Genomic DNA, 25,606 nt, shown 5'->3' on the forward strand with positions numbered 1-25,606 from the left:
TCGGCGGTGACTTGAGCCTTTGTTGGCGGAACAGGACCGTCATCCTCGGCGCGGCGTCGGGGATCGCTGCGATCCCCGGCTTGTGGAATTGCAGCAGTGATTGCGACCTGATCGCACTGGCCGGGCGGCGCGGGCGGACAGGCCATCACCTTCTTCCCGCCGGACGGGGCGGTCGCCGGTTGCAGCTTCGCCGTCGGCCGGGATGTGCGCGCCCCCATGCGGACTACCTCTTTCCGGCCAGGGAAGGCATCGATGTCGCAGATGCCGGCATTTCCCGGGCCGAGCCCTTGGCGGTGAGGGCGAGGGTCGGCACCACGGGCGGGATGTCCGTGCTCGGCGGGATCTGCGGCACGCTGCGCCATGGGATTGCCGCCCGTCGCTCCGCGGCGGGTCGGCCCTGCTGGGCGCGCCGCTCGCCTCTTCCGCGGCGGCCGAGATCCGCCGGACCGCCGCTGCGGGCATGGATTTCCGCTGGTTTCCGCCTATGATGGTGCAAACCAGTCCCGGAGCCTCCATGCCGATCAAGAACCGTTTTGCCGAGCTGATGCCGGAAATCGCCGCCTGGCGGCGCGACCTGCACGCGCATCCCGAGCTTCTCTTCGACACCCACCGCACCGCCGCGGTCGTGGCCGGAAAGCTGCGGGAATTCGGCTGTGACGAGGTGGCCGAAGGCATCGGGCGCACCGGCGTGGTCGGGATGATCCGCGGGCGCGGGGCGCGCTCGGACCGGGTGATCGGGCTGCGTGCCGACATGGATGCGCTGCCGATCCTGGAGGCGACCGGGCTCGACTATGCCTCGAAGACAGATGGCGCGATGCATGCCTGCGGGCATGACGGCCATACCGCGATGCTGCTGGGCGCGGCCCGCTACCTCGCAGAGACCCGCAATTTCGACGGCTCGGTCGCGGTGATCTTCCAGCCCGCCGAAGAGACCGGCGGCGGCGGCAAGGCGATGATCGACGACGGCCTGCTGGAGCGCTTCGGCATCGCCGAGGTCTACGGCATGCACAACTGGCCGGGAATCCCGCTGGGCCAGTTCGCCATTCGTCCGGGTCCGTTCTTCGCCGCAAGCGACCAGTTCCGCATCACGCTCCGGGGCAAGGGCGGCCATGCCGCCAAGCCGCACGAGACGGTCGACCCGACGGTCATGGGGGCGCAGCTGGTGCTGGCGCTGCAGAGCGTCGTCAGCCGCAATTGCGATCCGGTGGAGCAGATGGTCGTGTCTGTCACAAGCTTCGAGACGGCGAGCACGGCATACAACGTCATTCCGCCCTCTGTAACGATGAAGGGCACGGTGCGGACCTTGAAGGACGTGACCCGCGACCTGGCCGAAACCCGCCTGCGCGAGATCGCCGGGGGCATCGCCGCCACGTTCGGCGGCACTGCGGATATCTGGTACCACCGCGGCTATCCGGTGATGGTCAACAGCGATGCCGAGACCGAATTTGCCGCAGAGGTCGCCCGCAAGGTGGCCGGCGATTGCGCCGAGGCGCCCCTGATCATGGGCGGCGAAGATTTCGCCTATCTGCTGCAGGAGCGGCCGGGCGCCTATATCCTTGTCGGCAATGGCGACTCCGCCCCGGTGCATCACCCGGAATACGATTTCAACGACGAGGCAATTCCGGCGGGCTGTTCCTGGTGGGCGGAAATCGTCGAGGCACGGCTGGGACCGGCGCCGCAGGGCTGAGACCGGGGCGGAAAACCGGACTTGTCGAGAGTTGCCAACGCCGGGATCACGGACGGGTGATTCCGGCGGAAAATCAATCTTGATCCGGCGGTTTTCGCCCGCCGTCCCCTTGTCCGTCCCGCTTTCCGCCTGCGCCGCGCCGGGCAACGTGACCCGCCGGTTTCCCGTCGATGCCAGCTTCGCGCGCTTGGGCTTCAACCGGACCGCGGCACGCGGGTCCGGGACGGGCGGGCTGAAGATCTTTCTGGAGCCGGTCGACAATGGCGGCACCTGGACATCTGCGGCGCGCGGCAGGCCCCGGGCACGGTCGGCGTGGAGCTGACGCCCTGCATCCTGTCCTCCTCGGCCGTCCATGCGAGTGTCCGGGCGATCCTGCCCGATCTCCGCGGTTTCACGGCAAGGGGCGGATCCAGCCGGCGCTAACGCGGCCTGCCTGTCCACCGGCGTGCCGGTGCCGAAGGACAGGCTGTTCCTGAAGCTGGACAGGTCGGCCGGACCAGATTCCGCGCGGGATGGTTTGGCCGCCGGGGGCTCAGCCGCCGGTATGGCTCATGTGGCGCGACATCTGCCCGTCGGCGCGCTGGCGCGAATAGTCGAAATCGTGGCCCTTGGGCTTGCGCGAGATCGCGTCGCGGATGGCGTCCTCCAGCAGGGCGTCGCTTTCCGAGGCGCGCAGCGGACGGCGCAGGTCGGCATTGTCCTCCTGCCCGAGGCACATGAACAGCTCTCCGGTGCAGGTCAGCCGCACCCGGTTGCAGCTTTCGCAGAAATTGTGGCTGAGCGGCGTGATGAAGCCGATCTTCTGCCCGGTCTCCTCCAGCCGCACGTAGCGCGCCGGGCCGCCGGTGCGTTCGGGAATGTCGGATACGGTGTAGCGTTCGGCCAGCCGCGCGCGCAGGTCGGTCAGCGCCCAGTACTGGTCCAGCCGGTCCTCGTTGCCGAGATCGCCCATCGGCATGACCTCGATCCATGTCAGATCCATGCCGCGCGAGGCGCACCATTCGGTCATCGCGAAGAGCTCTTCCTCGTTGAAGCCCTTGAGCGCCACGGCGTTGATCTTGACCCGGAGCCCCGCTGCCTGGGCGGCGTCGATGCCCTTCAGCACCTGGGGCAGGCGGCCCCAGCGGGTCACTTCGGCGAATTTCGCCTCGTCGAGCGTGTCGAGCGAGACATTCACCCGGCGCACGCCTGCCGCGGCGAGGTCGGTGGCGAACCGGCCAAGCTGCGAGCCGTTGGTGGTCAGCGTCAGCTCCTTCAGGGCGCCGCTTTCCAGATGGCGCGACATGGCCTCGAAGAAGGTCATGATCCCGCGCCGCACCAGCGGTTCGCCGCCGGTGATGCGCAGCTTCTCGACGCCGAGGCGGATGAAGGCCGAGCAGACCCGGTCGAGTTCCTCGAGCGTCAGCAGCTCCTTCTTGGGCAGGAAGGTCATGTTCTCCGCCATGCAGTAGACGCAGCGGAAGTCGCAGCGATCCGTCACGGAGACGCGCAGATAGCTGACCGGACGGGCGAAGGGATCTATGAGCGGAGCCATGGACGGAACCTAGGCGCTTGCCGGCCCCGCGGCAAGGGTGCGCAGCGTTTCCCGCGTGCGGGCCGGCACATCCGTTGGTATCGGGCCGACGGCTAGACTCCCTCGGAAGACGAGGCCCAGAGGGTTTCGTCATGCGCGGGTTTCAGCGCGTCGATCGAGGCCAGCTCGGCCTCGGTGAAAAGGGTGTTCTCCAGCGCGCCGCAGCTGTCGGCGACCTGTTCCGGCCGCGACGCGCCGATCAGCGCCGAGGTGACGCCGTCGCGCAGCACCCAGGCGATGGCCATCTGCGCCAGGCTCTGGCCGCGGGACTTGGCGATCTCGTTCAGCCCGGCGATGCGCTCGCCCAGGTCTGGGGTGATCTTCTCGCGTGCGAGGAACCGGTCCTCGGAGGCGCGGCTGCCCGGCGGGATGCCCTTGAGGTATTTCAGCGTCAGCATGCCCTGCGCGAGCGGCGAGAAGGCGATGCATCCCAGCCCGAGTTCGGCCAGCGTGTCCTTCAGCCCGTCGCGGTCGACCCAGCGGTTGAGGATGTTGTAGGCCGGCTGGTGGATGACCAGCGGCGTGCCGAGCTCCTTCAGGATCTCGGCGGCCTGGCGGGTGCGGCGGGAATTGTAGGAGGATATCCCGACATAGAGCGCGCGGCCCGAGCGCACGATATGGTCGAGCGCGCCCATGGTTTCCTCCAGCGGCGTGTCCGGGTCGAAGCGGTGGCTGTAGAAGATGTCGACATAGTCGAGCCCGAGCCGCTTCAGCGACTGGTCGCAGGAGGCGATCAGGTATTTCCGGCTGCCCCATTCGCCGTAGGGGCCGGGCCACATGTCGTAGCCGGCCTTGGAGCTGACGACCAGCTCGTCGCGGTAGCCCCGGAAATCGCGGCGCAGGATCTCGCCGAAGGCCGATTCCGATGCGCCCGGAGGCGGACCGTAATTGTTGGCCAGGTCGAAATGGGTGATGCCATGGTCGAAGGCGGTCCGGCAGATCAGCGCCTTGCTTTCGTAGGAGCGGTCGTCGCCGAAGCTGTGCCACAGTCCCAGGCTGATCCGGGGCAGCTTCAGCCCCGAGGCGCCGCAGCGCCTGTACTCCATCCGCTCGTAGCGGTTCCCGGCGGGAACATAGGTCATGCGGGCTCCTCCCTTTCGGCCAGCCTTACGGCGAAGAAATCACCAAGCGGCAAACGCGGCCAATGTTTTTCGTCCCCGGCGCCGGACGGCATGCACCTTTGGTTAGCCATGGCTGCGCTAGGACTATGGGGCATTCCAGAACGGATGGACGGTGTCGCCATGTGCCAGTACCTGTTCCGGGGCCTGTGCGGCCTCCTGCTCCTCGGCCTGTTCTCCGGCGGCCCTGCGGACGCGCAGAGCCTGTTCCAGGGCGGCAGCGGCGCCCGGCCGTTCTCCCAGGGTAGCGGCATGCCCTTCCTCTCCGCGGCCCCGGCCCCCATCCTCGCGGCGGCCCCGGCGCCGTTCGTGGAGCGCCGGGCGCTGGCACTGACGGATTCTGCCGGGCTGGCGGCGCGGCGGCGCCAGTTCCTCGATCCCTTTCCCGGCACCGGCTACCGCGCGCCCGCGGCGCGGCAGGTGCTTGCCGAGGCCGGCTGGCTGGCAGCCAACCCGCCGCGGGACTTTTCGCAGGAGACCGAGCTGGCCTGCATCGCGGTCTCGATCTACCACGAGGCGCGCAACCAGCCGCGCGAGGGCCAGGCGGCGGTGGCCAGCGTGATCCTGACCCGTGCCGCCGATCCGCTGCGCTGGGGAAACACGCCTTGCACGGTCGTGGTGCCGGTGCAGTTCTCCTATCTCGACCGCAACCGCCGTTTCGCGCCGATCCGCGACATGCGGGCCTGGGCCGAGGCCGTCGAGATTGCCGCGCAGGTCCTGCTATCCGGGCCCGATCCGCGGCTGAAGGGCGCCGATCATTACCACGCAACCTATGTCGATCCGGCCTGGAACCGGGACATGGACATGGTGGAGCGGATCGCCGACCATATCTTCTGGCGGTCGAATCCAGCGCTGTGACCGCGGCCGTGCGGTCCCGGCGGCGCATCAGGGCAGCGGGATGCGCGGGATGTAGGCCTGGGCGGCCGTATCCTCGACGCGCCAGCGCATCTCCGGGGGATTGCGGATGAACTGCAGCTCCATCACCGGCCCGTTCAGCTGCAGCGCGCCGAACTGGACCGTCAGCCGGTCCTGCACCTCGGCGGGCGGCGCATTCTCCGCCTGGACTGCCGCTGCCTGTACGGGAGAGGTCAGGGCGGCGCGGCCGTCTTCGGCGCGTGCGGAACTGGTGACCCGGATCTCGAATGCCGGAAGCAGCATCATCGCGGCAAGCGCGCCCAGCCGGTGTTCGGAAAGGTTGAATTCGGGGCGCGTGCCGCGGAGGGCCGGGTCCAGCGCCCCGCCGATCGCCGCCTCGAGAAGCGGGGTGACGGCGGCGCGGGCGTCGGAGCCGAGCGTGTCGAGCGCGCTGCGCCAGGCCGGCGCGCCTGTCGCCAGCTGTTCCTTCATGTAGAGGAGCGGGCGGACGCCGTCATCCGAGACAAGTTCGCGGTAGAGCGAATTGGGCAGGCCGGGATCGTTCAGAAAGCTTTCGAAAGCTGCCTTCGTGAGCACCGGCAACAGCGCCGTCCCGCCATGGAGCATCCGCGTGGACGTGATGTCGTCGCCTTCGAAGATGACGGACAGCGGCACCTCCGCCGCATCCGCGCTGCCGGCCCAGGCGAATTCCTCGAAGTCGTCGCCTGCGCCATAGGTCAGCACCGGCACGTAGACAGCGCTGTGCCACGCGTCCTCCGGGCTGGGGCCGATCAGGGGCAGCAGCAGTTCATGGGCTTCGGCGCCGACGATCCTGACATCGCCGTCGCCGAAATCGGAAACGCCGAACAGCGCCATCCGCATCCGCGCCGCGCCCGAGAAGACGATGCCGACGATGTAGCCTTCCCCGGCACTGTCGATATAGGCCCAGAAATCGAACCCGACGCCGTCATGTTCCTCCAGGAATTCGGTAAAGCGCGCCTCGGACATGCCGACCAGCGCTTCGACGGCCGAGGAATCGAGCGACCGGCCCGAGAAATCGAGGATCGGCGCGAGGATCGCCGCCGGGTCGGTCGTCTTGTCCAGCACAAGCTGAATCACCCGGTGGAATTCTTCCGATGCCGGGCTCGGGATCCAGGACGGGTCGATATAGGGCTCGGATGACTCGGGGTCCTGCGGCTCGGCAGCCTGCTGGTCGAGGGCGTTCTCCAGCTCGAAGACGTAATCTCGGGAGGCGAGGTGGAGCTGCCGGATGAGGTCCTGCAATTCGCCGATCTGGCCGCCGCGGCGGGCAAGATCCTTTTCCTTCCGGGCAACCTCGGCTTCCCGCTTTTCCATGTCGGCCCGCGCCTTTTCCAGCTGGCCCCGGGATTGCACGTTGGCCTGGCGGGCCCGGTCCAGCTGGTCCTCGACATCCTCGAGGTCGGCCATGGCCTGCTCGATCTGCGCCTTGTTCTCGAAGACCTGCTGCTGCTGGACCCGCGCCTCCTCGTTGATCTCGCGGAATTTCTCGAAGGCGAGATTGAGGTTGGCAATCTGCTTCTCGCTTATCTCCGAGACTTGTCCGGTGAATTCGGAGAGCCGTCCGAAAGCATTGTCGCGCTCCTGGCGCAGCTTGGACAGCTCGTCGCGGTACTGCTGGTCGATGCGGCTGTTCTGCTGCTGCATGTAGTACCAGCCGAAGCCGATCAGCACGAGCAGCAGGATGGGTTTCGTCCACTGGCCGAGCAGCGTGAACACGCTGCCGGTGACTTCCGCGACCGCATCCGAAGGGGTGCGCCCGGTGACGGGGCCGGTTCCGCCCGGGGCACCGGATGCCGCGCGCACCGCTTCGGCGATCTCCCGCCGGGTTTCCTCGTCGAGCGCCATGGTCCTCCCGCCTCCCCGCAAGCACGGCCGGTCCGGGCAGGGGGCTGCTCACGGAACCGCGATCCAGACTGGAGCCGGGATTGCCGCAAAGTCAAGCGGAGCCTGCGCGGCGCCGGAAGGGCAGGAAATCTTGGATTGAACCGCACATTGACCTAGCCTACACCCCGCTCCGGAAGCAACGTGAAGGAACTCCGCCTATGGCTGCCTACCAATATGTCTACCACATGGATGGTGTCTCCAAGACCTATCCGGGCGGCAAGAAGTGTTTCGAGAACATCCGCCTGAGCTTCCTGCCGGGCGTGAAGATCGGCGTGGTCGGCGTCAACGGCGCCGGCAAATCCACCCTGATGAAGATCATGGCCGGCGTCGACAAGGATTTCTCCGGCGAAGCCTGGGCCGCGGAGGGCGCCAAGGTCGGCTACCTGCCGCAGGAGCCGAAGCTCGACGAGACGCTGAACGTCCGCGACAACGTCATGCTGGGCGTGGCGGCGAAGAAGGCGATCCTCGACCGCTACAACGAACTCGCCATGAACTATTCGGACGAGACCGCCGACGAGATGGCGCAGCTGCAGGACGAGATCGACGCCCAGAACCTGTGGGATCTGGACAGCCAGGTCGATGTCGCGCTGGAGGCCCTGCGCTGCCCTCCGGACGAGGCGATGCCGGAAAACCTCTCGGGCGGCGAACGCCGCCGGGTCGCGCTGTGCAAGCTGCTGCTCGAGGCGCCCGACATGCTGCTGCTCGACGAACCGACCAACCACCTCGATGCGGAAACCATCGCCTGGCTGCAGCAGCACCTGATCGACTACAAGGGCACGATCCTGATCGTCACCCACGACCGGTACTTCCTCGACGACATCACCGGCTGGATCCTGGAACTCGACCGCGGCCGCGGGATTCCCTACGAGGGCAACTACTCGGCCTGGCTCGAGCAGAAGGCCAAGCGGCTGGAGCAGGAGGCCCGCGAGGACAAGTCGCGCGCCAAGACGCTGGAGCGCGAACTGGAATGGATGCGCGCCAGCCCGAAGGCGCGCCAGGCCAAGTCGAAGGCGCGGATCAACTCGTACAACGAGCTGGCCAACCAGTCCGAGCGCGAGAAGATGGCGCGCGCCCAGATCATCATCCCGAACGGGCCGCGGCTCGGCGGCAAGGTGATCGAGATCGAGGGGCTGCAGAAGGCCTATGGCGACAAGCTGCTGATCGAGGATCTGACCTTCTCGCTGCCGCCGGGCGGCATCGTCGGCGTGATCGGTCCGAACGGCGCGGGCAAATCGACCCTGTTCCGCATGCTGACCGGCCAGGAAAAGCCGGACGAAGGCACGATCGAATACGGCGAGACCGTCGATCTGAGCTATGTCGACCAGTCGCGCGACGCGCTCGACCCGAACAAGACGGTCTGGGAAGAGATCTCGGAAGGCAACGAGGTGATCAAGCTCGGCGATGCCGAGATGAACTCGCGCGCCTATTGCTCGGCCTTCAACTTCAAGGGCGGGGACCAGCAGAAGAAGGTCGGCCTGCTCTCGGGCGGCGAGCGCAACCGGGTGCACATGGCGAAGCTGCTGCGCTCGGGCGGCAACGTGTTGCTGCTCGACGAACCGACCAACGACCTCGACGTCGAGACGCTGCGCGCGCTCGAAGACGCCCTGGTCGATTTCGCTGGCTGCGCCGTGGTGATTTCGCACGACCGTTTCTTCCTCGACCGGATCTGCACGCATATCCTGGCTTTCGAGGGCGAGGCCCATGTCGAGTGGTTCGAGGGCAATTTCGAGGATTACGAGGAGGACAAGAAGCGCCGCCTCGGCCCGGATGCCGTGGAACCCAAGCGGATCAAGTACAAGAAGTTCGCCCGCTGACAGCCGGTTCTCCCTGCGGTGCCCTTGCGGCCCGCGGGGAGGGCTTTCGGCCGTATCCAAAGCAGGATGGCGCCTCAAGTTTTGATCGGGAGCTGGCTCCATTCCGTGCGCGTTGCTGCCGCCAAGTCCCGGAGTTGGAGCCAAGCACGGCATTGATGCGCCGTTGACGGAGTGGATGGCGCCAGCTACCGGCATGGCGACGTTCCATAATGGCTGCTGTCAAAGCCGCCGCCGGGGGCCGTCATTCACGACGGAGATTGCCACGGTCAGCGCCGATCTCGCCAAGTCCGTCGTCCAGGTCTGCGGCGTCGAAGCCGAAGCTGCCGCCCAGCTGGATGGTTGGCGTTTTCCAGCGGGTTGCGCCCTGACTGGCTGGCATGGAGGACTGCGGGTGGATGCGCCATCGGTCCGGGCACCGCTGGCGACTCCCGGAGTGCATTGCTGTGTGCGAGCCCGGCAAGTTCGATGGCGTCCGAAGACGGCGTACAAGACGACCAACTGGAAAAGCTAGCGAGCCGTTGCGCGCCACCGGTCCAAGCGCAATGGCGAGCGAGGCGCTGAGGCGGCGCGGCTCGCTGAGTGTCTGGTTCGTTCCCTCGATGCAGTGGGAAGCGGTGCCGTCCGGGCGTCGCTGTACGCCTGCTGGCGGCCGCGACGGCCCGATGCTCCGGCCTGCCATTTCATCGGGGGATCGAACCATGCGGTCCGCGACCCTCGCTGCCTCAGCGCTTGATTGCAGCTGCGCCAATTGGCGGTTCTGCACGCGGTCTGCGCGGGCCCGCTCATTCAGTCCCGCTGCCGCGCTGGATTCACGACGTGAAACTCCCGCATTTGCGCGACAACGCCACGCTGGATTGCCGTTGGGAACCCGAAACAGGGCTATCCGTCCTGATCTTCCCGGTCCCGGCGATGGCAGGCGCCGCCCAAGCAGAGGACCGGAAACCCTGCGTGGGCTCCGCAACGCATCACCTGGGAAGGCGCAAACTTCGAAACACATGCCAGCAGTTCCGCAATCAATCTCAATGCAGCCCAAAATACTTCGGCAAGAGCCATCCGATTGCCATAACCCGGCCTATCGCAGCTCCGGATGAAGCTGGGTGCGCGCTTCCTTGAAGTTCCACTCCCATTGGAAACCAATGAGTTATCTTATGGGGAGAACCGGCATGGGAACGGCCTGCATGCAACTGTCGCTGCAAGAGCGCTGCAAAATCGGGAACTGGTGGCGCGCCAAGGCCCCGTCAGGGAGATGGCACGCGTCCTCAAGCGGCACAAACCGGCCATCTTCCGGGAGATCAAGCGCAACTTCCGGGCCGATGACGCGCTGCCGGAGAAACATGCCGGCGGCTTCGGGCATGCCGCACAGCTGCAGACCCGGAAGCGCCGGACGGTGCAGCGCAAGCTGATCCGGCACCCGGACCTCTGCAACAGCACTTTGGCCCGGGCTGAGCTCGGGTGGACGCCCGGGCAGATCGGCAACCGGTTGATCCATCAGGGCGCGGAGCTGCGCGTCTGCCGGGAAACGATTTATCGCTGCATCTGCTCGAAGGAAGGCATGGCGCAGGAGCTCTGGTGGCACCTGCCCGAGCGCCGCAAGTCCCGCAGGCCCTGCCGCTGCACGGGAAGCGCCGGGCGCGCAGGATCGGCAGCGATGTGGGCATCCTGTTCCGTCCGGACGACGTGGCGCAGCGGCGCCAGTTCGGCCACTGGGAATGAGGAGCCGGGCCGCCACCGTTCCCGGGGCCGGTCCCGAATGATCTGATGCTGCTGCGGCAGAAGCTTGGCCAACCGAACGTCACTTCCCTGGTCGAGAGGGTCAGCCGGTTCACCGTGCTCCCGAAGACCCCGGACAGGCGCACGGAGCCGGTCACGGGAAAGATCGTGAAGGCCGTCCGCGGCCAGCCCCGCCTGGCGCGCAAGTCGATCGCCTTCGACCGCGGAGCCGAGTTCGCAAGCTGGCCCCACCTCCAGGCCGGGACCGGCATGCAGACGTGGTTCTGCGATCTGTCCTCGCCCCTCTCGGGCCATTGCCGCGCAATGTCCGGCCGGGCAATGCCTGGCAGAAGGGAACGGTCGAGAACGCCAACCGGCGCGCGAGAAGACGGCTGCCGGGAACACGCGACATCACGGCACACAGCGATCATGATTTGAAGATGATCACTGACCGCCTGAACGCAATGCCCCGGAAATGCCTCGGCAGGAAGACACCGGCCGAGGTCTTCCGCGAAAAGATGATCGAAGAGATGGGACGGCAACCTACCCTGGACGGAAGGAGTCGCACTTCGGGTAGCGCTCACATGGGCAGCTTCCATTCCGGCTGGCGGTCTCTCCGCCATTCCGCGCGAAAACAGGAGATCGTGCGATGGCGGATGTCGAGCTCGACCTCAGGGAGCGGCGAACCGTCCGGAAGCTTTCCGGCCAGGGCGTGCGCGTGGCCGGGATCGCGCAGCAGGCCGGCTGCCACCGCTCCAAGATCTGCCGAGAACCCAAGCGGAACCGCTTCGGGGACGAGCCCGGGCCGAACGGATGCTGCCGCCCGATTGCCCATGGGTTTGCCGCCGATTGACGCCGCGCTGCACGAAGCTGCTGCGGGACCCCAAGCTGCAGGCGGCCGTCATCGACCGTCTTGCGGCCGCACCGGCGCAGCGCCGCGGAAATGCCCCGGCTGCCGGACCCCGGCCGGGGCTGTCCGCGAGGAACTCGCCAGGCCAATCCGTACCGCAACCGAGGTAGAACTCAGCCTTCCCGCAGGAGCGGTGCTGATCATGCAGGACGGGCATTTCGCGCAGCCAGTCCCGAATGAACCGCTCCGGGTCCGCAGGGGGCTGGCTTGCGGCACGTGCCATGCCATGGTTTCGGGGCCGGGTGCGGCGCTGCGTTTTCCCTGGCCTCGGCTGGCGGAAAGTTCCCGAGCGGCTTCGGACGGCGGCGGTTGCCGGCCCGGCCGACCCGCTCCAAGGTCCCGTGTCCTACAGTTTCGAAGCTGCGCCAATCCGGGACTGATCCGGGACCGCGCCCAAGCTGGAGTCCACCGGCCGGAAGACACGGGATGCCGACCGGCGCGATCCGGGATCCTCGGGCCGCCGCCGGAACGACCGGGCGGAGACCCTGAGCCGCGGCTACGACGGGGACACCGGCGAGAACGCCGCTTCCAGGACTTCGCCCGCCGCCAGCGCCACGTCCTCGCGCCAGGGGGCCGACACGATCTGGACGCCCGAGGGGATGCCGTCCTCGACGCCGCTCGACACTGCCAGCCCGGGAACGCCGAGCACCGGAAGGGCGATCTGCGGCATCTGCGCGGTCCATATCCGCTCCAGCGCCTCCGGGCCCGCAAGGTCCTCTTCCGCCTTGAAGGGCAGTTCTCCCGAGACCGGCATCAGCACTACCGGCCAGTCGTCGAGGAAGCGGCGCCAGGCGCGCACCAGCGTGGCGCGGCGGCGCAGAATCTCGCCGTAGCGCGCGGCATCCAGCGATTTCGCGCGTTCCGTGAAGCGGCCGAGCACCGTCAGCGCGCCGGGGTCGCCTTCCTTCTCGGCCGCCGCCAGCATCGCGCCATGTCCGTCGCAGAGCCACAGATCCGTCTGCAGATCCACGGCTTCCGCCAGCGGCGGCGCTTCGGGCGATTCCACCGTCCAGCCCGCCGCGCGGAAGATCGCAGCGGCGCGGTCGAGATCGGAGAGGATCCGCGGATCGACCGCCATTCCGTCGGGGCGCGCGACCAGTGCCACGCGGCGCGGCACGTCGGGCCCCTTCAGGGGCGCGGGCACGCTCCAGGGATCTTCCGGATCGTAGCCCGACATCGCTTCCAGCGCGAGCCGGAGGTCGTCGATGCGCCGCGCGATCGGGCCTGAGACCGCCATCAGCTGCGCGCCTGCCGCGCGTTCGGCGCCGGTGGCGTTGAACTGTGGCACCCGGCCCACCGTCGGACGCAGGCCGTGGACGCCGCAGGCATAGGCCGGGTATCGGATCGAGCCGGCAATGTCCGTGCCATGGCCGATATGGCCGAGCCCCGCCGCCACCGCGGCGCCCGCCCCGCCGGAAGAGCCGCCCGGGGTCAGCGCATGGTTCACCGGGTTCAGGGTCTGCCCGTGCAACAGGTTGGAGGTGAACCAGCGGTAGGAAAACGCCGGGGTGTTGGTGCGCCCGACCACCAGCGCCCCCTCGCCGCGCATGTTGCGCAGGAAGGGCGCGTCGCGGACGGCGACCAGATCGGCGGCCATCTTCAGCCCGTTGGTGGTGGCATGGCCCTTCTGGTCGGAGATCACCTTGATCGTGACCGGCACGCCCGCCAGCAGCCCGCCGCCCTGCCCGGCCGCGATCCGCGCGTCCAGCGCGGCAGCATCGCGCAGCGCCTCCTCGCTGCAATCCTGCACGATGGCATTGATCGCCGGATTGAGCGAGGCGATCCGGTCCAGCGTCGCAGCGGTGACGGCTTCGGCCTTGAGCCGGCCGCTGCCCACGGCAGCGGCAATCTCGCGGGCGGAAAGCGCGTTGGGCTCGGTCATGCTGTGTCCTTCAGGCTGCTGCCGAGCGACGCCAGGCTGCGGCTGACGCACAGGGCGACGTTCTTCGATTCCGGCGCGCTGGCCGTGTGCGGGGTCACCAGCACCCGCGGATGGTGCCAGAACGGATGGCCCGCGGGCAGCGGCTCCACCGCGAACACATCGAGCGACGCCCCCGCCAGATGGCCGCTGTCGAGCGCTGCCAGCAGGGCTGCCTCGTCCAGCTGCTCGCCGCGGCCAATCTGGACCAGCGCCGCGCCCCCGGGGAGCTTGCCCAGCAGCCCGGCATCGATGCAGCCGCGGGTCTCTTCGGTCAGTGGCAGCACGTTGATCAGGATGTCGGTGCGCGCCAGGAAGGCATCGCGGTCGAGCATGATCTCGACGCCCGGTTCGGCCTCGACGGGGCGGCGCGCCAGCACCGCGACCGGATAGCCCAGACCGGCCAGCGCCTTGGCGATCGCGCGGCCCATGTTGCCGTAGCCCATGATGCCGACGCGGCGGTTCTCCGGGCTGCGGCCATGGGCCGGGCGGTTCCAGCGCTCGGCGGCCTGGTCCTCCAGGTGCAGGTCCATCCGGCGGTGGTGCCAGAGCACGTGGAAGACGGCAAAGCCCGCCATCTGCCGCGCCTGGTCTGGGTCCTCGACCCGCAGCACGGGGACGCCCGCAGGCAGCGAGGGACAGGCGAGGATGCCGTCGACGCCGGCGGCGGAGGAGATCGCCGCCTTCAGGTTCGGATAGGGCGCGAAGCAGTCATCCGGCGGGCGGAAGGTGATCACAAACTCGACCGCGGCCGGGTCGGCGACCTCTTCGGGGCGCAGGAGCGTCAGCTCCGGCGCATGCACCGCGAAGGCGTCCCCGTGGAAATCGAGAATGTCGAAGCCCAGACTGTTTACCACACCAATCATGCAAACCCTCTTGTCCTGTTCTCTGCCGCCCAGTCGGCGCCGGGCACGGCGGCCAGCAGGTCCCGGGTATAGCCCTCGCGCGGCGCAAGGAAGATGTCATGGACGGCGCCGATCTCCACCAGCCGTCCCTTCTGCATCACCGCGATGCGGTCGCAGAGCTGTGCCGCAACGCGCAGGTCATGGGTGATGAAGAGGATCGACAGCCCCAGACGCGACCGAAGGTCGCGCAGCAGATCCAGCACCTGCGCCTGGATCGAGACGTCGAGCGCCGAGACCGCCTCGTCCGCGACGATCAGTTCGGGCTCCATGGCCAGCGCCCGTGCGATGCCGATGCGCTGGCGCTGGCCGCCGGAAAATTCGTGCGGGAAGCGGTCGGCGGTCTCCGCGCCCAGTCCGACGATCTCCAGCAGCTCGCGCGCCTTCGCCTCGGCGTCCGGCTTCGGCTTGCCCATGGCGACGGGTCCGGCGGTCAGCGCGCGCAGGATGCGGTGGCGCGGGTTCAGCGAGGCATAGGGGTCCTGGAAGACCATCTGCACCTTGTTGCGGGACCGGCGCAGCTCTTCCTCCGACAGGGCTGCCAGATCGGTGCCGCCGACCAGCACCTGCCCGGCATCGGGCGTGACCAGCCGGACGACGGTGCGCCCCAGCGTCGACTTGCCCGAGCCGCTTTCGCCCACCAGTCCCAGCACTTCGCCACGGCGGATGCTCAGGCTGACATCGTCGACCGCGCGCACCTCGCGCGCCTCGCGGAAGAGCCCGCCGCCAGTGCGGTAGACCTTGCGCAGCCCCTTGATCTCCAACACCGGCGCGGGTTCCAGCGCGCGCGCTTCGGGCAGGCGCCCGGTCGGGATCGCGTCAAGCAGGCGGCGGGTATAGGGATGCTGCGGATTTTCCAGGACCTCGGCGGCGGTGCCCTGCTCCACCGCGATGCCCTTCTCCATGACGATCACCTTGTCGGCGATCTCCGCCACCACGCCGAAGTCATGGGTGATGAACATCACGCCCATGCCGCGGCGCGTCCGCAGGTCGAGGATCAGATCGAGAATCTGCGCCTGCGTGGTCACGTCGAGCGCCGTCGTCGGCTCGTCGGCGATCAAGAGCTCCGGCTCCAAGGCCAGCGCCATGGCGATCATCGCCCGCTGTCGCTGTCCCCCCGAAAGCTGGAACGGATAGGCGCGCATGATCTTGGCCGGATCGGGCAGGCCGACCTCGGTCACCAGCGACAGCGCGCGCTTTTCGCGCTCGGTCTGGGTGTACATGCCGTGCGCGGCGAAGACCTCGGAGATCTGCTCGCCGATCCGCATCAGCGGGTTGAGCGCGGTCATCGGCTCCTGGAAGATCATCGCGATGCGCGAGCCGCGGAGCTTCTGGCGCTCCGTCTCGGGCAGGGACAGCACGTCCTGCCCGTCGAAGACCGCGCGGCCGCCGTCGACGGTGACGCCCGGCGGCAGCAGTCCCATCAGGGCGTTCGCGGTCATCGACTTGCCCGAGCCGGATTCGCCGACGACGCAGAGGATCTCGCCCTCGGCGATCTTCATGGAGATGCCTGCGACGGCATGCGGCCGGTCGGCGCCCTTCGGCAGGGCGATGGACAGCTCCTCGATCGAAAGCACGGTCCTCATGCGGTTCCCTTCCGGCTGAGATGCGGGTTCAGCGCGTCGTTCAGCCCCTCGCCGATCAGGTTCAGCGCCAATACGGTGACGAGGATTGCGACGCCCGGGAAGAACGACAGCCACCAGGCCGAACGGATCACCGTGCGCGCCGCGCCGATCATGTAGCCCCAGCTCATCGCGTTCGGATCGCCGAGGCCGAGAAAGCTCAGCGAGCTTTCCAGCAGGATCGCGGTCGCCACCATGAGCGAGGCCATGACGATGATCGGCGAGACGGTGTTGGGCAGCACCTCGCCGGTCAGGATGCGGAAATTCGACAGCCCTGCCAACCGCGCGGCGTCGACATATTCCCGGCGCTTCACGGCCATGACCTCGGCGCGCACCAGCCGCGCCACGGGCGGCCAGGAGACGATGGCGATGGCCGAGGTGATCGAGGTCAGCGTCGGCTCCAGGATCGCCACCAGCACGATGGCCAGAGCGAAATTCGGGATGGTCTGGAAGAACTCGGTGAAGCGCATGGCGCCCTCGTCCGCCCAGCCGCCGTAGAAGCCCGCAACCGCGCCGAGCGGCACTCCGATGGCCAGCGCCACGATGGTGGAAACGAGGCCCACCAGCAGCGAGACCCGCGCGCCATGGACGAGGCCGGCGGCAACGTCGCGGCCCAGCGTGTCGGTGCCCAAGGGAAAGCCGTCCATCGTGAAGGGCACGAGGAAGGGCCGCTGCACCATCGCCCAGGGGCCGCGCGGGAACAGCAGGTCCGCCGACAGCGCGAGGCCGATGACGATCAGCAGGATCAGGACACCGATCACGGCGCCCTTGTTGGAGGCGAAGCGGCGGATCATGCGCGGGCTCCGATGCGGGGATCGACCAGCCGGTAGACGAGGTCGGTCAGGATGTTGAAGACGATGACCATGGCGGCGGAGACGAGGAAGACGCCGAGAATGGTGTTGTAGTCGCGCGCGGCGAGGCTCTCGAACATCAGCCGCCCGATGCCCGGCCAGGCAAAGACCGTCTCGGTCAGCACGGCACCGCCGACCAGCTGACCGGCCTGCAGGCCGGCCAGCGTCACGACGGGAAGGATCGCGTTGCGCAGGATGTGGCGGCGGCGGATCACTGGTCCCGACAGGCCCTTGGCGCGCGCGGTCTTGACGAAATCCATCTGCGCCACTTCCAGCATCGAGGCCCGCGTCATCCGCATGTAGACCGCCATGAAGAACAGGCCCAGCGTCGAGGCGGGCAGGATCAGGTGCTTGATCACGTCCCAGATCCGCGCGAGGCCGGAATAGCCGGCGCCCACGGTTTCATAGCCGAAGCCCGGCAGCCAGCCGAGCTCCACCGAGAAGACAAGCACTGCCATCAGCGCCGCCCAGTAGAGCGGCGTCGCGTAGAACAGCAGCGCCAGCGTGGTCAGGACGCTGTCCGACGCCTTGCCCACCCGTGCCGAGGCGGCGACGCCGAGCGCGATGCCCAGCGTCAGCGAGATGACGAAGGCGGTCAGCGTCAGGATCAGCGTGGCGGGCAGGCGTTCCAGGATCAGGTCCAGGACAGGCGCGCCCTGGCGGAAGGAATAGCCGAAATCCAGCTGCACGATGTTCCAGACATAGCTGCCGAGCTGGACATGGAACGACTGGTCTAGGCCGAAGCGCTCGCGCAGCTGCGCGATCATCTGCTCGTCCGCGGCCCCGGCCTCGCCGGCCAGCACCACCGCCGGATCGCCCGGCGCGGCATGGATGAGAAAGAAATTCAGGACGGCGATGGCAAGGAGCGTGATCAGCGCCTTGGCCAGCCGCCCGAGAATGGGGGCGAGAACGGCCATGCTGGGCCTCCGGTCGGTGGCCGGTCCCCGCGGGGACCGGCGGACAGGTTACTGTTCGATCCAGGCGTTGCGGATGCCGTCGTTCAGGCCGATGCCCGTGGTCACCAGGTCATGGACGTTGCAGCGGTAGATGGTCGGGAATTCCAGCTCCAGCAGCCATGCCACCGGCACGTCGTCGACGATCTCCTTCTGGATCTCGTCATATGCGTCCTGGCGCGCCTCGGGATCGGCCATCACTGCGGCGGCGGCCCATTTGGCGTCGAGCTCGGGGTTCTCGTAGCCTTCCACGTTGTTCCACGGGCTGCCCTTCTGGATCCGGTCGGCCGTGTAGTTGCGCGACACGCCCAGAGCCGGATCGCCGTACTGGTAGAGATAGGTGAAGGCCATGTCGTAGTCCCACTGGGACGTCTTCTCGTTCCAGCCCGCCACGTCGGTGGAGTCGATCTCCACGTTGATGCCGACCTCGGAGAGGTTCTGGCGCACGGCTTCGGCCCAGCGTTGCCAGGTCTCGCCATAGGGCAGCGGCAGCAGGCGGACGGTCTCGCCGTCATAGCCCATCTCGTCGAGAAGCGCCTTGGCCTTGTCAGGGTTGTAGTCGTACTGGGTGACGCCGTCCGAGTAGAAGTTGGTCACCGACGCGACCGGGCCGGTGGGGATCTTGCCGAAGCCGTTCCACACCACGTCGCGGACGAATTCGCGGTCCATCGCGTACATGATCGCCTGGCGGAAGCGCACGTCCGAGGTCGGTCCCTCTCGGTTGTTCAGCCACATCCAGGCCAGCGGCGCAAAGAATTCCCAGCCCGAGCCGGTCGAGCAGACCCCGTCCATTTCGGTCAGCCGCGCGACGTCCCAGTTCTCCACAGAGCCGCCGGGCAGCACGTCGACCTCGCCGGTCTCGAAGGCCACCGCGCGCGAGGCCGCATCGGGGATCACCCGGTAGTAGACCTCGTCGAGATGGGGCAGCCCGTCGACATAGTAGTCCTCGTTCTTCACCAGGTGGATGAAGCTGCCCTTCTCCCACTTGTCGAACTTGAACGGGCCGGTGCCGATCGGCGTCGCGTTCATCTCGTTGGTGGCGTAGTCGGTGCCCTCGTAGATGTGCTTGGGGATCATCGGCATGGTGCCGACCTCGAAGACCGAGATGAAGGGACCGAAGGGCTCCTTCAGCTTGAACACCACCGTCAGGTCGTCCGGCGCGGTGATCGTGTCGACATAGGCCAGCGAGGCGCGCAGGCGCGCATGGGTCTCGCGCAGGAAGACATCCGCGGAGAACACCACGTCGGCGGAGGTGAAGGGCTCGCCGTCATGCCATTTCACGCCTTCGTTCAGGTGGAAGGTGTAGGTCAGCCCGTCCTCGGAGATGTCCCACGACTTGGCCAGGCCCGGCTCCGGCTCCAGGTCGGTGGTGTAGCGCAGCAGGCCCTCGTAGATGTCGCCCGCGACCAGCTGGGTGGGGCCGTTCTGCACGAGGCCCAGCATCAGCCCCGGCGGTTCCGGCTGGACCACGATGTCGAGGCGGCCGCCGGCCTCCTGTGCGAGCGCCTGGCCCGCGAAGGCCGCTGCGATGAGGAAGGTCGTTGCCTTGAGATGTTTCATGGGTTTCCCTGTTGTCTGAAGTTGCCGCCCCGGTTCGTCCGGGGTCGTGTCATCCGTCGTAGCCGGGGCAGGCCGCGTCGACCTTGCGCAGGATCGCCGTCCATTCCGGATCGGGCGCGCCTTCCAGCTCCATCTTGTCGTACATCCGCGCATATTGGCGCGCGGTATGCTCGGCCACCGCATCGGGCAGCACCACCGGCGTCAGCCCCATGGACAGCGCCGCGACCTGCGCCTTGCAGGACCGCTCCAGGTTGATCGCGTATTTCACCGCCTCGGCCACGGACCGGCCCAGCAGCAGCGTGCCGTGGTTCCTCAGCAGCATCACGTCGCGGTCGCCGAGGTCGGCGACGATGCGCTGGCGCTCGGCCAGATCCAGCGCGATGCCCTCGTAGTCGTGGAAGGCGATCCGGCCGTGGAATTGCGCCGACCACTGGTTGAGGGACAGCAGGCCCTCCTTCACCGAGCTGACCGCGACGCCCGCCACGGTATGGGTGTGCAGCACGCAGAGCGCGTCATGGCGCGCCATGTGCACGGCCGAGTGAATGGTGAAGCCCGCCGCGTTGACGCCCGCGCCATAGGGGTCCTCGATCACCGCGCCGGTCTCGTCGACCGTCACCAGGTTCCCGGCGGTCACCTCGTCGAAGCGCAGGCCGTAGGGGTTCAGCAGGAACCGCTTCTGCCCGTCGGGGCCGTCCGGCAGGCGCGCGGAGATATGGGTGTAGATCCCGTCATCCATCCCCATCAGCGCGATCAGCCGGTAGGCGGCGGCAAGATCGCGGCGCAGGGCGGCAGTCGGGTTGGCATGGCCGTCGGGCATCGGGCGTCTCCTTTGTCTCGCCCCGAAAAGAGACTCGTCCTTGATCTGTGTCAAGAAATTGTCGACAGTCGACATCAAGACAGTTAGCTTCTCGAAGACTTGCCCGGAAAGCCATCACCCATGGAAAAGCCCGATTCCCCTTCGCATTTCGCCCCGCTCGGACGTGACGGGCTGGTCGACCGCGTGGCGAACTTGCTGGGCGAGGCGATCATCCGCGGCAAGCTGAAGCCCGGATCGCGCCTGTCCGAATCGGTGATCGCCCGCGATCTGGGCGTCAGCCGCGCGCCGGTGCGTGAGGCGGCGCGGCTGCTGGAAAGCTCCGGCCTCGTGGCCTACCAGCCCAACCGCGGCTTCTTCGTGCGCAAGATTTCGGCAAAGGAGCTGGACGACCTCTACGAGCTCAGGATCGTGATCGAGACCGCCGCCGCGCTGCGTGTCGTGCGCGAGGCGCCCGAGGCGGCCATCGACGGGCTGGCGGCGCAGATCGAGCGGCTGCGCGAGGTCTCCACCCCCGAGGTCGACATGCTGACCCAGATGGAGGCGGACATGGAGTTCCACCGGCTGATGATCGCCGCCTCGGGCAATCCGCGGTTCTCGGCGATCTTCGACCAGCTGGCAAAGGAGACCGAGCTCTGCGTCATGGTGATCGGGCGGCTCTACGGGGACCCGCGCTGGATTGCCGACACCCATGTGCCGATCCTCGACAGCCTGCGCGCCCGCGACGAGGCCGCCACCCGGGGCGCCATCGAATACCATATCGGCGAGGCCCGGCGCCTCGTCACCCAGCAATTCCGACTTCTCGAAGAGTGACCGACATGAAGTGCTTCTACGCGCCCGAAACCGATGCGCATGATCCGCAATTCCGCCTGACCCACGGCAAGCTGCTGCACAATGCCGAACAGGCCGAGCGTGCCAAGCTGCTGCTTGCGGGTCTGGAAAAGCTCGGGCTTTCCACGGAAAGCCCCGCGGCGGCGCCCCGCGCCGCGCTGGAGGCCGTGCACACGCCCGAGTTCCTGGATTTCCTCGAGCACGCCTGGGAGGAATGGCAGAAGCTGCCGAATTGCGGCCCCGAGGTCGTGCCGAACGTCTTCGCGCAGAAGGCGGCGTCCACCTATCCCAAGGACAGCATCGTCGGCCGCGCGGGCTGGCACATGGGCGACACCTCGGCGCCGATCGGGGCAGAGTCCTGGACAGCGACGCGCCGGGCGGCCGATTGCGCCGTTGCCGCGGCCGATGCCGTGCTGGCGGGCGAAAAGATGGCCTATGCCCTGACCCGTCCGCCGGGGCACCATTCGACGGCAGATACCGCCGCCGGCCACTGCCTGATGAATGTCGCCGCCATCGCGGTGGAGCGGATGCGCACGCAGCACGCCAAGGTGGCCACGCTCGACATCGACGTGCATCACGGCAACGGCACGCAGGGCGTGTTCTACCACCGCGCCGATGTGCTGACCGTCTCGGTCCATGCCGATCCCGCGACCTACTATCCGTTCTTCGTCGGCTACGCGCATGAAACCGGCGAAGGCGAAGGCGCGGGCTTCAACCTCAACCTCCCCCTGCCCCGCACCACCACCGATGCCGTCTGGCTCGCGGCGATCGACCGCGGCCTGGCGCGGATCGCGGAGTTTGCCCCCGGCGCGCTGGTCGTGCCGCTCGGGCTCGACGCGCATGAGAACGACCCGCTGGCCGGCATGAAGATCACCTGGGAGGGCTTCCGCGAGGCCGGCCGCCGCATCGCCGCCGCGGGCTATCCCACCGTTCTGGTGCAGGAGGGCGGCTATCTCTCGCCCGATCTGACGACCTCGCTGGAAAGCGTGATGTCCGGCCTGCTCGGCCGCTGAGCCTTCCGGCGGGTTCTGGCCTCACAGCCGCTGCCCGCTGGCCCTATACTTGCCCCCGGCGATCTGATTGATCTGATGTCGACAGTTTCCGCCGGGCGCCGACCGCGCTCCTGCGCCGCTTTCCTTGGAGTCTCCCATGAACCAGATCCCGAACTCGCTGCACGCCTCGGACATCGCCCATTCGATCCACCCCTACACCAATGCCCGCCTGCACGAAGAGCAGGGCCCGCTGATCATCACCAAGGGCGACGGCGTCCGGGTCTATGACAGCGAGGGCAAGGAATATATCGAAGGTCTGGCCGGGCTTTGGTCCGTCGCGGTGGGCTTCTCCGAGCCGCGGCTGCGCGACGCCGCCGTCGCCCAGATGGACGCCCTGCCCTATTACCACTCCTTCGCCCACAAGGCGAACGAGCCGGCCATCCGCCTGGCCGAGAAGCTGGCCGAGATGACCCCCGAGGGGCTGAACCGCGCCTTCTTCACCAACTCGGGTTCCGAGGCCAACGACACCGTCATCAAGATGGTGTGGTTCATGAACAACGCGCTGGGACGGCCGGAGAAGAAGAAGTTCCTCGCCCGCAACAAGGCCTATCACGGCATCACCGTCGCCTCCGGCTCGCTGACCGGCCTGCCCGCGAACCACAAGGATTTCGACCTGCCGGCGATCCCGGTCACCCACATGACCTGCCCGCATTTCTGGAAGTTCGGGCTGGACGGCGAGACCGAGGCCGAGTTCACCGCGCGCCTGCTGAAGGAGCTGGAGGACACGATCCTTGCCGAGGGCCCCGAGACCATCGCCGCCTTCATCGGCGAGCCCTGCATGGGCGCGGGCGGGGTCATCACGCCGCCGGAAGGCTACTGGCCGGGCGTCGCCGAGATCTGCGCGAAATACGACATCCTGCTGGTCTCCGACGAGGTGATCAACGGTTTCGGCCGTCTCGGCACGCCCTTCGGCTGCCAGAAATACGGCTTCATGCCCGACATCCTGGTGACGTCGAAGCAGCTGACCTCGTCCTACATGCCGCTCGCCGCGATCATGGTGAACGACAAGGTCTACAACGCGATCGCGGATCACACCGCCAAGCTCGGCACCTTCGGCCACGGCTACACCGCCTCGGGCCATCCGGTGGCCTGCGCCGTGGGCCTGGAGAACCTCAAGATCATCGAGGAGCGCGATCTGATGGGCAACGCCGCACGGCTGGAGCCCATCTTCCAGGCGGGCCTGCGCGAATTCGGGGATCATCCGTTGGTCGGCGAGGTGCGCGGCACGGGCCTGATCGGCGGGCTGGAACTGGCCGACAAGACGACGAAGCAGCCCTTCGGCAAGTCCGGCGCGCTCTGCGCCCGCGTCGCGAAGGCTGCGCAGAATGCCGGGCTGATCTGCCGCAACGTCTACGACACGGTGGCGCTCTGCCCGCCGCTGATCGTCACCGAGGACGACATCGCCCAGATCTTCGCCCGGCTGCGCGCCGCGCTCGACCAAGTGGCCGAAGAAGCGAAGGCCGAAGGTCTGCTCTGACTTGGCGCCGGTGCTGTCCTGCGGCAGTGCCGGAACCTGACATTTGCAGCGCGGAAATCCGCCGCGCTGCATCTCTGCTTGATGGATGCCAGCCTCGACCTGCCGGGGCGGGCCCCCGCAGTTCTGCCGGTCCTGCCCCAGCATCCGGCGGCAAGCCGGAACGACATGCCGGCCAGCGCACATCCTGCGCCACGCCGGTCCTGCCGTCCGTGCAGCTGCATCCCAACTTCGTCCGGTAGACCGGCAGGGTGCCGCGCGAAGTCATGCTGGCCTGCTCCGCCCCAGCGGATGGCCTCCCGCACGTTGCGGACGACGGTGGTGCCGTTGGCGTATGTCCACGCGATCCTGCCCCGTCCTGTTCTGTGCAGGGCCGGGCTGGGACGCGTCGGCCAGCCTGCAGGAACCGCTTCGCTGCCTCGGCATCGTCCGTTGCGATGCCGTCGCCATGGCGGTTCATCGGGCCGATATTGCATTGTGTCCGCGAGCCGCCCGAGCGGCGCGGCAGTCCAGTGTTCCGGCGCGGCGGCGGAATCTCGGCTCCGGTCCGCTTCGGAACCCACGCCAGAGATGTCTGGCGCGGTCTCCTGAGCCGTCAGCGCGGGCGCGGCGTCCGGGTTGCCGCCGTTGCCGCTGCCTGGCACCGGCAAGGAGCCGCGATCTCACAGGCGTTCCAGTACGGCATGTTTTGCAGAAGTCCCCGACGTTCCGGATTCACGTCGTGAATCCGGTCGGTGAAGGCCCCGCCTTGACGCATCCTGAGCCTGCCCGCCACCGCACTGCCGTCCGGAAATCCTGCAATGCCGCGCGGAAGCGGCGCGGCTCGCTGCTTGTCTGGCTGGAAAAGGACATGGCCTGGCTCGCGCAGGAGGCCTGCAAGCCCCGGCGCCCGCCTGTCTGCTCTCAATGAGGCGGATCGGCAGACGGTCCGGGGAGTCCGGACCGGTCTGCGCCAGCGGGAAATCCTCCGGGGGAGGCTCTGAGGGCCGTTCGGGCGGAACCTTGCCCGGCGAATGCCATCCAGGTTTGCCTGATGGCGAAGGTCCTCTTCGGCCTGCCGCTCCGCCAGGTCGGGCTATGGGAACGCCACCGGTCCGTGCGACCACGGCGCGGCGGCATGGAATCCAGCATCCTCGCAATGGCGGGGCTGGACTGGCCGCTTGCCGACTTCTCCATGCTTAGCCGTCGTCTGAATGAGACGCGACCGTGGCCCTGATGGCGCCACGAAAGCCCGGTCAAAGAGTGGCTGGCCGGGAAGCACGGCACGCACCGCTACCGCAAGTGCCGCGGAGTCCATCTGGCGATGGGTACCGACACAGGCGACATCCGGGCGGTGGAATTCACCTCCAGCCGGGCGGAGGACTGCCCCATGCTGACCGGGCTGCTGGGCGGGATCCCGGCAGGCGGGGAAATCAGCACTGTCACCGGTAACGGCGGCTTCGACACCCGCGGGTGCCGCTCGGCGATCTTCGCGCGCGGCGGCTAGAGGCGCCCGGGCATTCCTCCGGAGTTGCCAGCGGATGCGCCATCGGTTCGAGCACCGCTGGCGACGGCAGTCATGCCCTTGCTCCGGTCCGCCGCAACGACCGCCTCCGGAAGGAGGACTGCCCCGAAGCCCTGGTCCGCAACGACATCCTGCGGGCGGCCCGGCGCGTGGGCCGCGCTCACTGGGCTTTCGCGGCGCCACTGGCGCTACGGTTCCGGCTTACTCCGGAAACATTGGTCCGGCTGCCATGTCCGGAGCAGGATCGGGGCCAGGATGAGGGACCTGAAACCCTCCGGCGACCGGATTGCCTCCAGGTGCCCTGCCCGCCGGACCGCCGGGTTCCGCATCGGCATCATTCGCGGCTGCGCTCGGACCGATGGCTCTGGCCGCTCATTCATGAACCGCCTCGACGCCTTCGGCACCGCCGGGATCCAAGGCGTGGTCCGACTTCGGCCAAGGAAAAGGAGCATCACGTCCTCACGTCGGCTTCTGCAAGAACGCGCTCCGTGGCTGTCGCGCTACACTGCCTCCGATTCCGCCAGTCCGCCAG

Annotated in this window: 19 protein-coding genes and 2 pseudogenes; 10 read left to right on the plus strand and 11 right to left on the minus strand. The window is 67.9% G+C overall.

Features of this window, described 5'->3' with window-relative positions:
• The first annotated feature begins 514 nt into the window (after positions 1-514).
• On the plus strand, positions 515-1,687 hold the full coding sequence (locus tag HCC78_RS03325) for a M20 aminoacylase family protein (RefSeq protein WP_172327321.1): 1,173 nt from the start codon (positions 515-517) through the stop codon (positions 1,685-1,687).
• Positions 1,688-2,219: 532 nt separating this feature from the next.
• On the opposite strand, the gene moaA is transcribed toward HCC78_RS03325, so the two are convergent.
• Both moaA and mgrA read right to left on the minus strand, forming a co-directional pair.
• Positions 2,220-3,221, minus strand: a complete 1,002-nt coding sequence (gene moaA / locus HCC78_RS03330; RefSeq protein ID WP_172327322.1) for a GTP 3',8-cyclase MoaA — start codon at positions 3,219-3,221, stop codon at positions 2,220-2,222.
• A gap of 92 nt (positions 3,222-3,313) precedes the next feature.
• Entirely contained in the window at positions 3,314-4,342 is a 1,029-nt protein-coding gene (gene mgrA, locus HCC78_RS03335; protein WP_172327323.1) for an L-glyceraldehyde 3-phosphate reductase, read from the minus strand.
• Between the two features lie 144 nt (positions 4,343-4,486).
• Here mgrA and HCC78_RS03340 point away from each other — a divergent pair, with 144 nt between their 5' ends.
• Positions 4,487-5,236, plus strand: coding sequence for a cell wall hydrolase (locus tag HCC78_RS03340; protein WP_216671010.1), 750 nt, complete (start codon positions 4,487-4,489; stop codon positions 5,234-5,236).
• A gap of 27 nt (positions 5,237-5,263) precedes the next feature.
• On the opposite strand, the gene HCC78_RS03345 is transcribed toward HCC78_RS03340, so the two are convergent.
• Positions 5,264-7,120, minus strand: coding sequence for a hypothetical protein (locus tag HCC78_RS03345; RefSeq protein ID WP_172327325.1), 1,857 nt, complete (start codon positions 7,118-7,120; stop codon positions 5,264-5,266).
• 197 nt (positions 7,121-7,317) lie between these two features.
• On the opposite strand from HCC78_RS03345, the gene ettA reads away from it, so the two are divergent.
• Complete coding sequence (gene ettA / locus HCC78_RS03350) at positions 7,318-8,973, plus strand: energy-dependent translational throttle protein EttA (RefSeq protein WP_172327326.1); 1,656 nt, start codon at positions 7,318-7,320, stop codon at positions 8,971-8,973.
• Positions 8,974-9,214: 241 nt separating this feature from the next.
• On the opposite strand, the gene HCC78_RS03355 is transcribed toward ettA, so the two are convergent.
• On the minus strand, positions 9,215-9,352 hold the full coding sequence (locus HCC78_RS03355) for a hypothetical protein (RefSeq protein ID WP_172327327.1): 138 nt from the start codon (positions 9,350-9,352) through the stop codon (positions 9,215-9,217).
• 708 nt (positions 9,353-10,060) lie between these two features.
• On the opposite strand from HCC78_RS03355, the gene HCC78_RS33525 reads away from it, so the two are divergent.
• Together HCC78_RS33525 and HCC78_RS03365 are read left to right on the plus strand one after the other, a co-directional pair.
• Positions 10,061-10,732: a hypothetical protein gene (locus tag HCC78_RS33525; protein WP_253949016.1), complete on the plus strand. Its 672-nt coding sequence runs from the start codon at positions 10,061-10,063 to the stop codon at positions 10,730-10,732.
• A gap of 600 nt (positions 10,733-11,332) precedes the next feature.
• Entirely contained in the window at positions 11,333-11,536 is a 204-nt protein-coding gene (locus tag HCC78_RS03365; protein ID WP_172327328.1) for a hypothetical protein, read from the plus strand.
• Positions 11,537-12,089: 553 nt separating this feature from the next.
• Here HCC78_RS03365 and HCC78_RS03370 read toward each other — a convergent pair.
• From HCC78_RS03370 to HCC78_RS03400, 7 genes are read right to left on the minus strand one after another with little or no spacing between them, the layout of a single operon-like run.
• Positions 12,090-13,475, minus strand: a complete 1,386-nt coding sequence (locus tag HCC78_RS03370; protein WP_172327329.1) for an amidase — start codon at positions 13,473-13,475, stop codon at positions 12,090-12,092.
• The gene (locus HCC78_RS03375) at positions 13,472-14,377 is read right to left on the minus strand and encodes an NAD(P)-dependent oxidoreductase (RefSeq protein ID WP_172327330.1); all 906 of its coding nucleotides are present in this window, start codon (positions 14,375-14,377) and stop codon (positions 13,472-13,474) included. The genes HCC78_RS03370 and HCC78_RS03375 overlap by 4 nt, the downstream gene beginning before the upstream one ends.
• Entirely contained in the window at positions 14,374-15,999 is a 1,626-nt protein-coding gene (locus HCC78_RS03380) for an ABC transporter ATP-binding protein (protein WP_172327331.1), read from the minus strand. The genes HCC78_RS03375 and HCC78_RS03380 overlap by 4 nt, the downstream gene beginning before the upstream one ends.
• A complete protein-coding gene (locus HCC78_RS03385; protein ID WP_172327332.1) occupies positions 15,996-16,829 on the minus strand; it encodes an ABC transporter permease in 834 nt (277 codons plus the stop codon). Before HCC78_RS03385 ends, HCC78_RS03380 begins: the two co-directional genes overlap by 4 nt.
• Positions 16,826-17,803: an ABC transporter permease gene (locus HCC78_RS03390; protein ID WP_172327333.1), complete on the minus strand. Its 978-nt coding sequence runs from the start codon at positions 17,801-17,803 to the stop codon at positions 16,826-16,828. Before HCC78_RS03390 ends, HCC78_RS03385 begins: the two co-directional genes overlap by 4 nt.
• Before the next feature lie 48 nt (positions 17,804-17,851).
• Positions 17,852-19,399, minus strand: a complete 1,548-nt coding sequence (locus HCC78_RS03395) for an ABC transporter substrate-binding protein (RefSeq protein WP_172327334.1) — start codon at positions 19,397-19,399, stop codon at positions 17,852-17,854.
• A 49-nt stretch (positions 19,400-19,448) separates the two neighbouring features.
• Positions 19,449-20,216 carry a class II aldolase/adducin family protein gene (locus tag HCC78_RS03400; RefSeq protein ID WP_172327335.1) on the minus strand — a complete coding sequence of 256 codons (768 nt, stop codon included), beginning with the start codon at positions 20,214-20,216 and terminating at the stop codon, positions 19,449-19,451.
• A gap of 120 nt (positions 20,217-20,336) precedes the next feature.
• Between HCC78_RS03400 and HCC78_RS03405 the strand changes: the two genes are divergently transcribed.
• From HCC78_RS03405 to HCC78_RS33535, 5 genes and pseudogenes are all read left to right on the plus strand, one after another.
• Positions 20,337-21,026: a GntR family transcriptional regulator gene (locus HCC78_RS03405; protein ID WP_172327336.1), complete on the plus strand. Its 690-nt coding sequence runs from the start codon at positions 20,337-20,339 to the stop codon at positions 21,024-21,026.
• Between the two features lie 5 nt (positions 21,027-21,031).
• Positions 21,032-22,057, plus strand: coding sequence for a histone deacetylase family protein (locus tag HCC78_RS03410; protein ID WP_172327337.1), 1,026 nt, complete (start codon positions 21,032-21,034; stop codon positions 22,055-22,057).
• 136 nt (positions 22,058-22,193) lie between these two features.
• Positions 22,194-23,573, plus strand: a complete 1,380-nt coding sequence (locus tag HCC78_RS03415) for an aspartate aminotransferase family protein (RefSeq protein ID WP_172327338.1) — start codon at positions 22,194-22,196, stop codon at positions 23,571-23,573.
• Between the two features lie 745 nt (positions 23,574-24,318).
• Positions 24,319-24,477, plus strand: a pseudogene (locus tag HCC78_RS33530) (IS5/IS1182 family transposase); the annotation flags it as partial.
• Between the two features lie 108 nt (positions 24,478-24,585).
• Positions 24,586-25,497 (plus strand): annotated as a pseudogene (locus HCC78_RS33535) (transposase); the annotation flags it as partial.
• Positions 25,498-25,606 lie beyond the last annotated feature (109 nt).

The organism is Mangrovicoccus sp. HB161399 (assembly GCF_013184745.1).
Taxonomy (GTDB): domain Bacteria; phylum Pseudomonadota; class Alphaproteobacteria; order Rhodobacterales; family Rhodobacteraceae; genus Mangrovicoccus.

Excerpts from the sequence above, each read along its gene's own strand:
- HCC78_RS03325 (WP_172327321.1), top strand. The coding sequence starts at position 515 with ATGCCGATCAAGAACCGTTTTGCCGAGCTGATGCCGGAAATCGCCGCC.
- moaA (WP_172327322.1), bottom strand. The coding sequence starts at position 3,221 with ATGGCTCCGCTCATAGATCCCTTCGCCCGTCCGGTCAGCTATCTGCGC.
- mgrA (WP_172327323.1), bottom strand. The coding sequence starts at position 4,342 with ATGACCTATGTTCCCGCCGGGAACCGCTACGAGCGGATGGAGTACAGG.
- HCC78_RS03340 (WP_216671010.1), top strand. The coding sequence starts at position 4,487 with ATGGACGGTGTCGCCATGTGCCAGTACCTGTTCCGGGGCCTGTGCGGC.
- HCC78_RS03345 (WP_172327325.1), bottom strand. The coding sequence starts at position 7,120 with ATGGCGCTCGACGAGGAAACCCGGCGGGAGATCGCCGAAGCGGTGCGC.
- ettA (WP_172327326.1), top strand. The coding sequence starts at position 7,318 with ATGGCTGCCTACCAATATGTCTACCACATGGATGGTGTCTCCAAGACC.
- HCC78_RS03355 (WP_172327327.1), bottom strand. The coding sequence starts at position 9,352 with ATGCCAGCCAGTCAGGGCGCAACCCGCTGGAAAACGCCAACCATCCAG.
- HCC78_RS33525 (WP_253949016.1), top strand. The coding sequence starts at position 10,061 with ATGAAGCTGGGTGCGCGCTTCCTTGAAGTTCCACTCCCATTGGAAACC.
- HCC78_RS03365 (WP_172327328.1), top strand. The coding sequence starts at position 11,333 with ATGGCGGATGTCGAGCTCGACCTCAGGGAGCGGCGAACCGTCCGGAAG.
- HCC78_RS03370 (WP_172327329.1), bottom strand. The coding sequence starts at position 13,475 with ATGACCGAGCCCAACGCGCTTTCCGCCCGCGAGATTGCCGCTGCCGTG.
- HCC78_RS03375 (WP_172327330.1), bottom strand. The coding sequence starts at position 14,377 with ATGATTGGTGTGGTAAACAGTCTGGGCTTCGACATTCTCGATTTCCAC.
- HCC78_RS03380 (WP_172327331.1), bottom strand. The coding sequence starts at position 15,999 with ATGAGGACCGTGCTTTCGATCGAGGAGCTGTCCATCGCCCTGCCGAAG.
- HCC78_RS03385 (WP_172327332.1), bottom strand. The coding sequence starts at position 16,829 with ATGATCCGCCGCTTCGCCTCCAACAAGGGCGCCGTGATCGGTGTCCTG.
- HCC78_RS03390 (WP_172327333.1), bottom strand. The coding sequence starts at position 17,803 with ATGGCCGTTCTCGCCCCCATTCTCGGGCGGCTGGCCAAGGCGCTGATC.
- HCC78_RS03395 (WP_172327334.1), bottom strand. The coding sequence starts at position 19,399 with ATGAAACATCTCAAGGCAACGACCTTCCTCATCGCAGCGGCCTTCGCG.
- HCC78_RS03400 (WP_172327335.1), bottom strand. The coding sequence starts at position 20,216 with ATGCCCGACGGCCATGCCAACCCGACTGCCGCCCTGCGCCGCGATCTT.
- HCC78_RS03405 (WP_172327336.1), top strand. The coding sequence starts at position 20,337 with ATGGAAAAGCCCGATTCCCCTTCGCATTTCGCCCCGCTCGGACGTGAC.
- HCC78_RS03410 (WP_172327337.1), top strand. The coding sequence starts at position 21,032 with ATGAAGTGCTTCTACGCGCCCGAAACCGATGCGCATGATCCGCAATTC.
- HCC78_RS03415 (WP_172327338.1), top strand. The coding sequence starts at position 22,194 with ATGAACCAGATCCCGAACTCGCTGCACGCCTCGGACATCGCCCATTCG.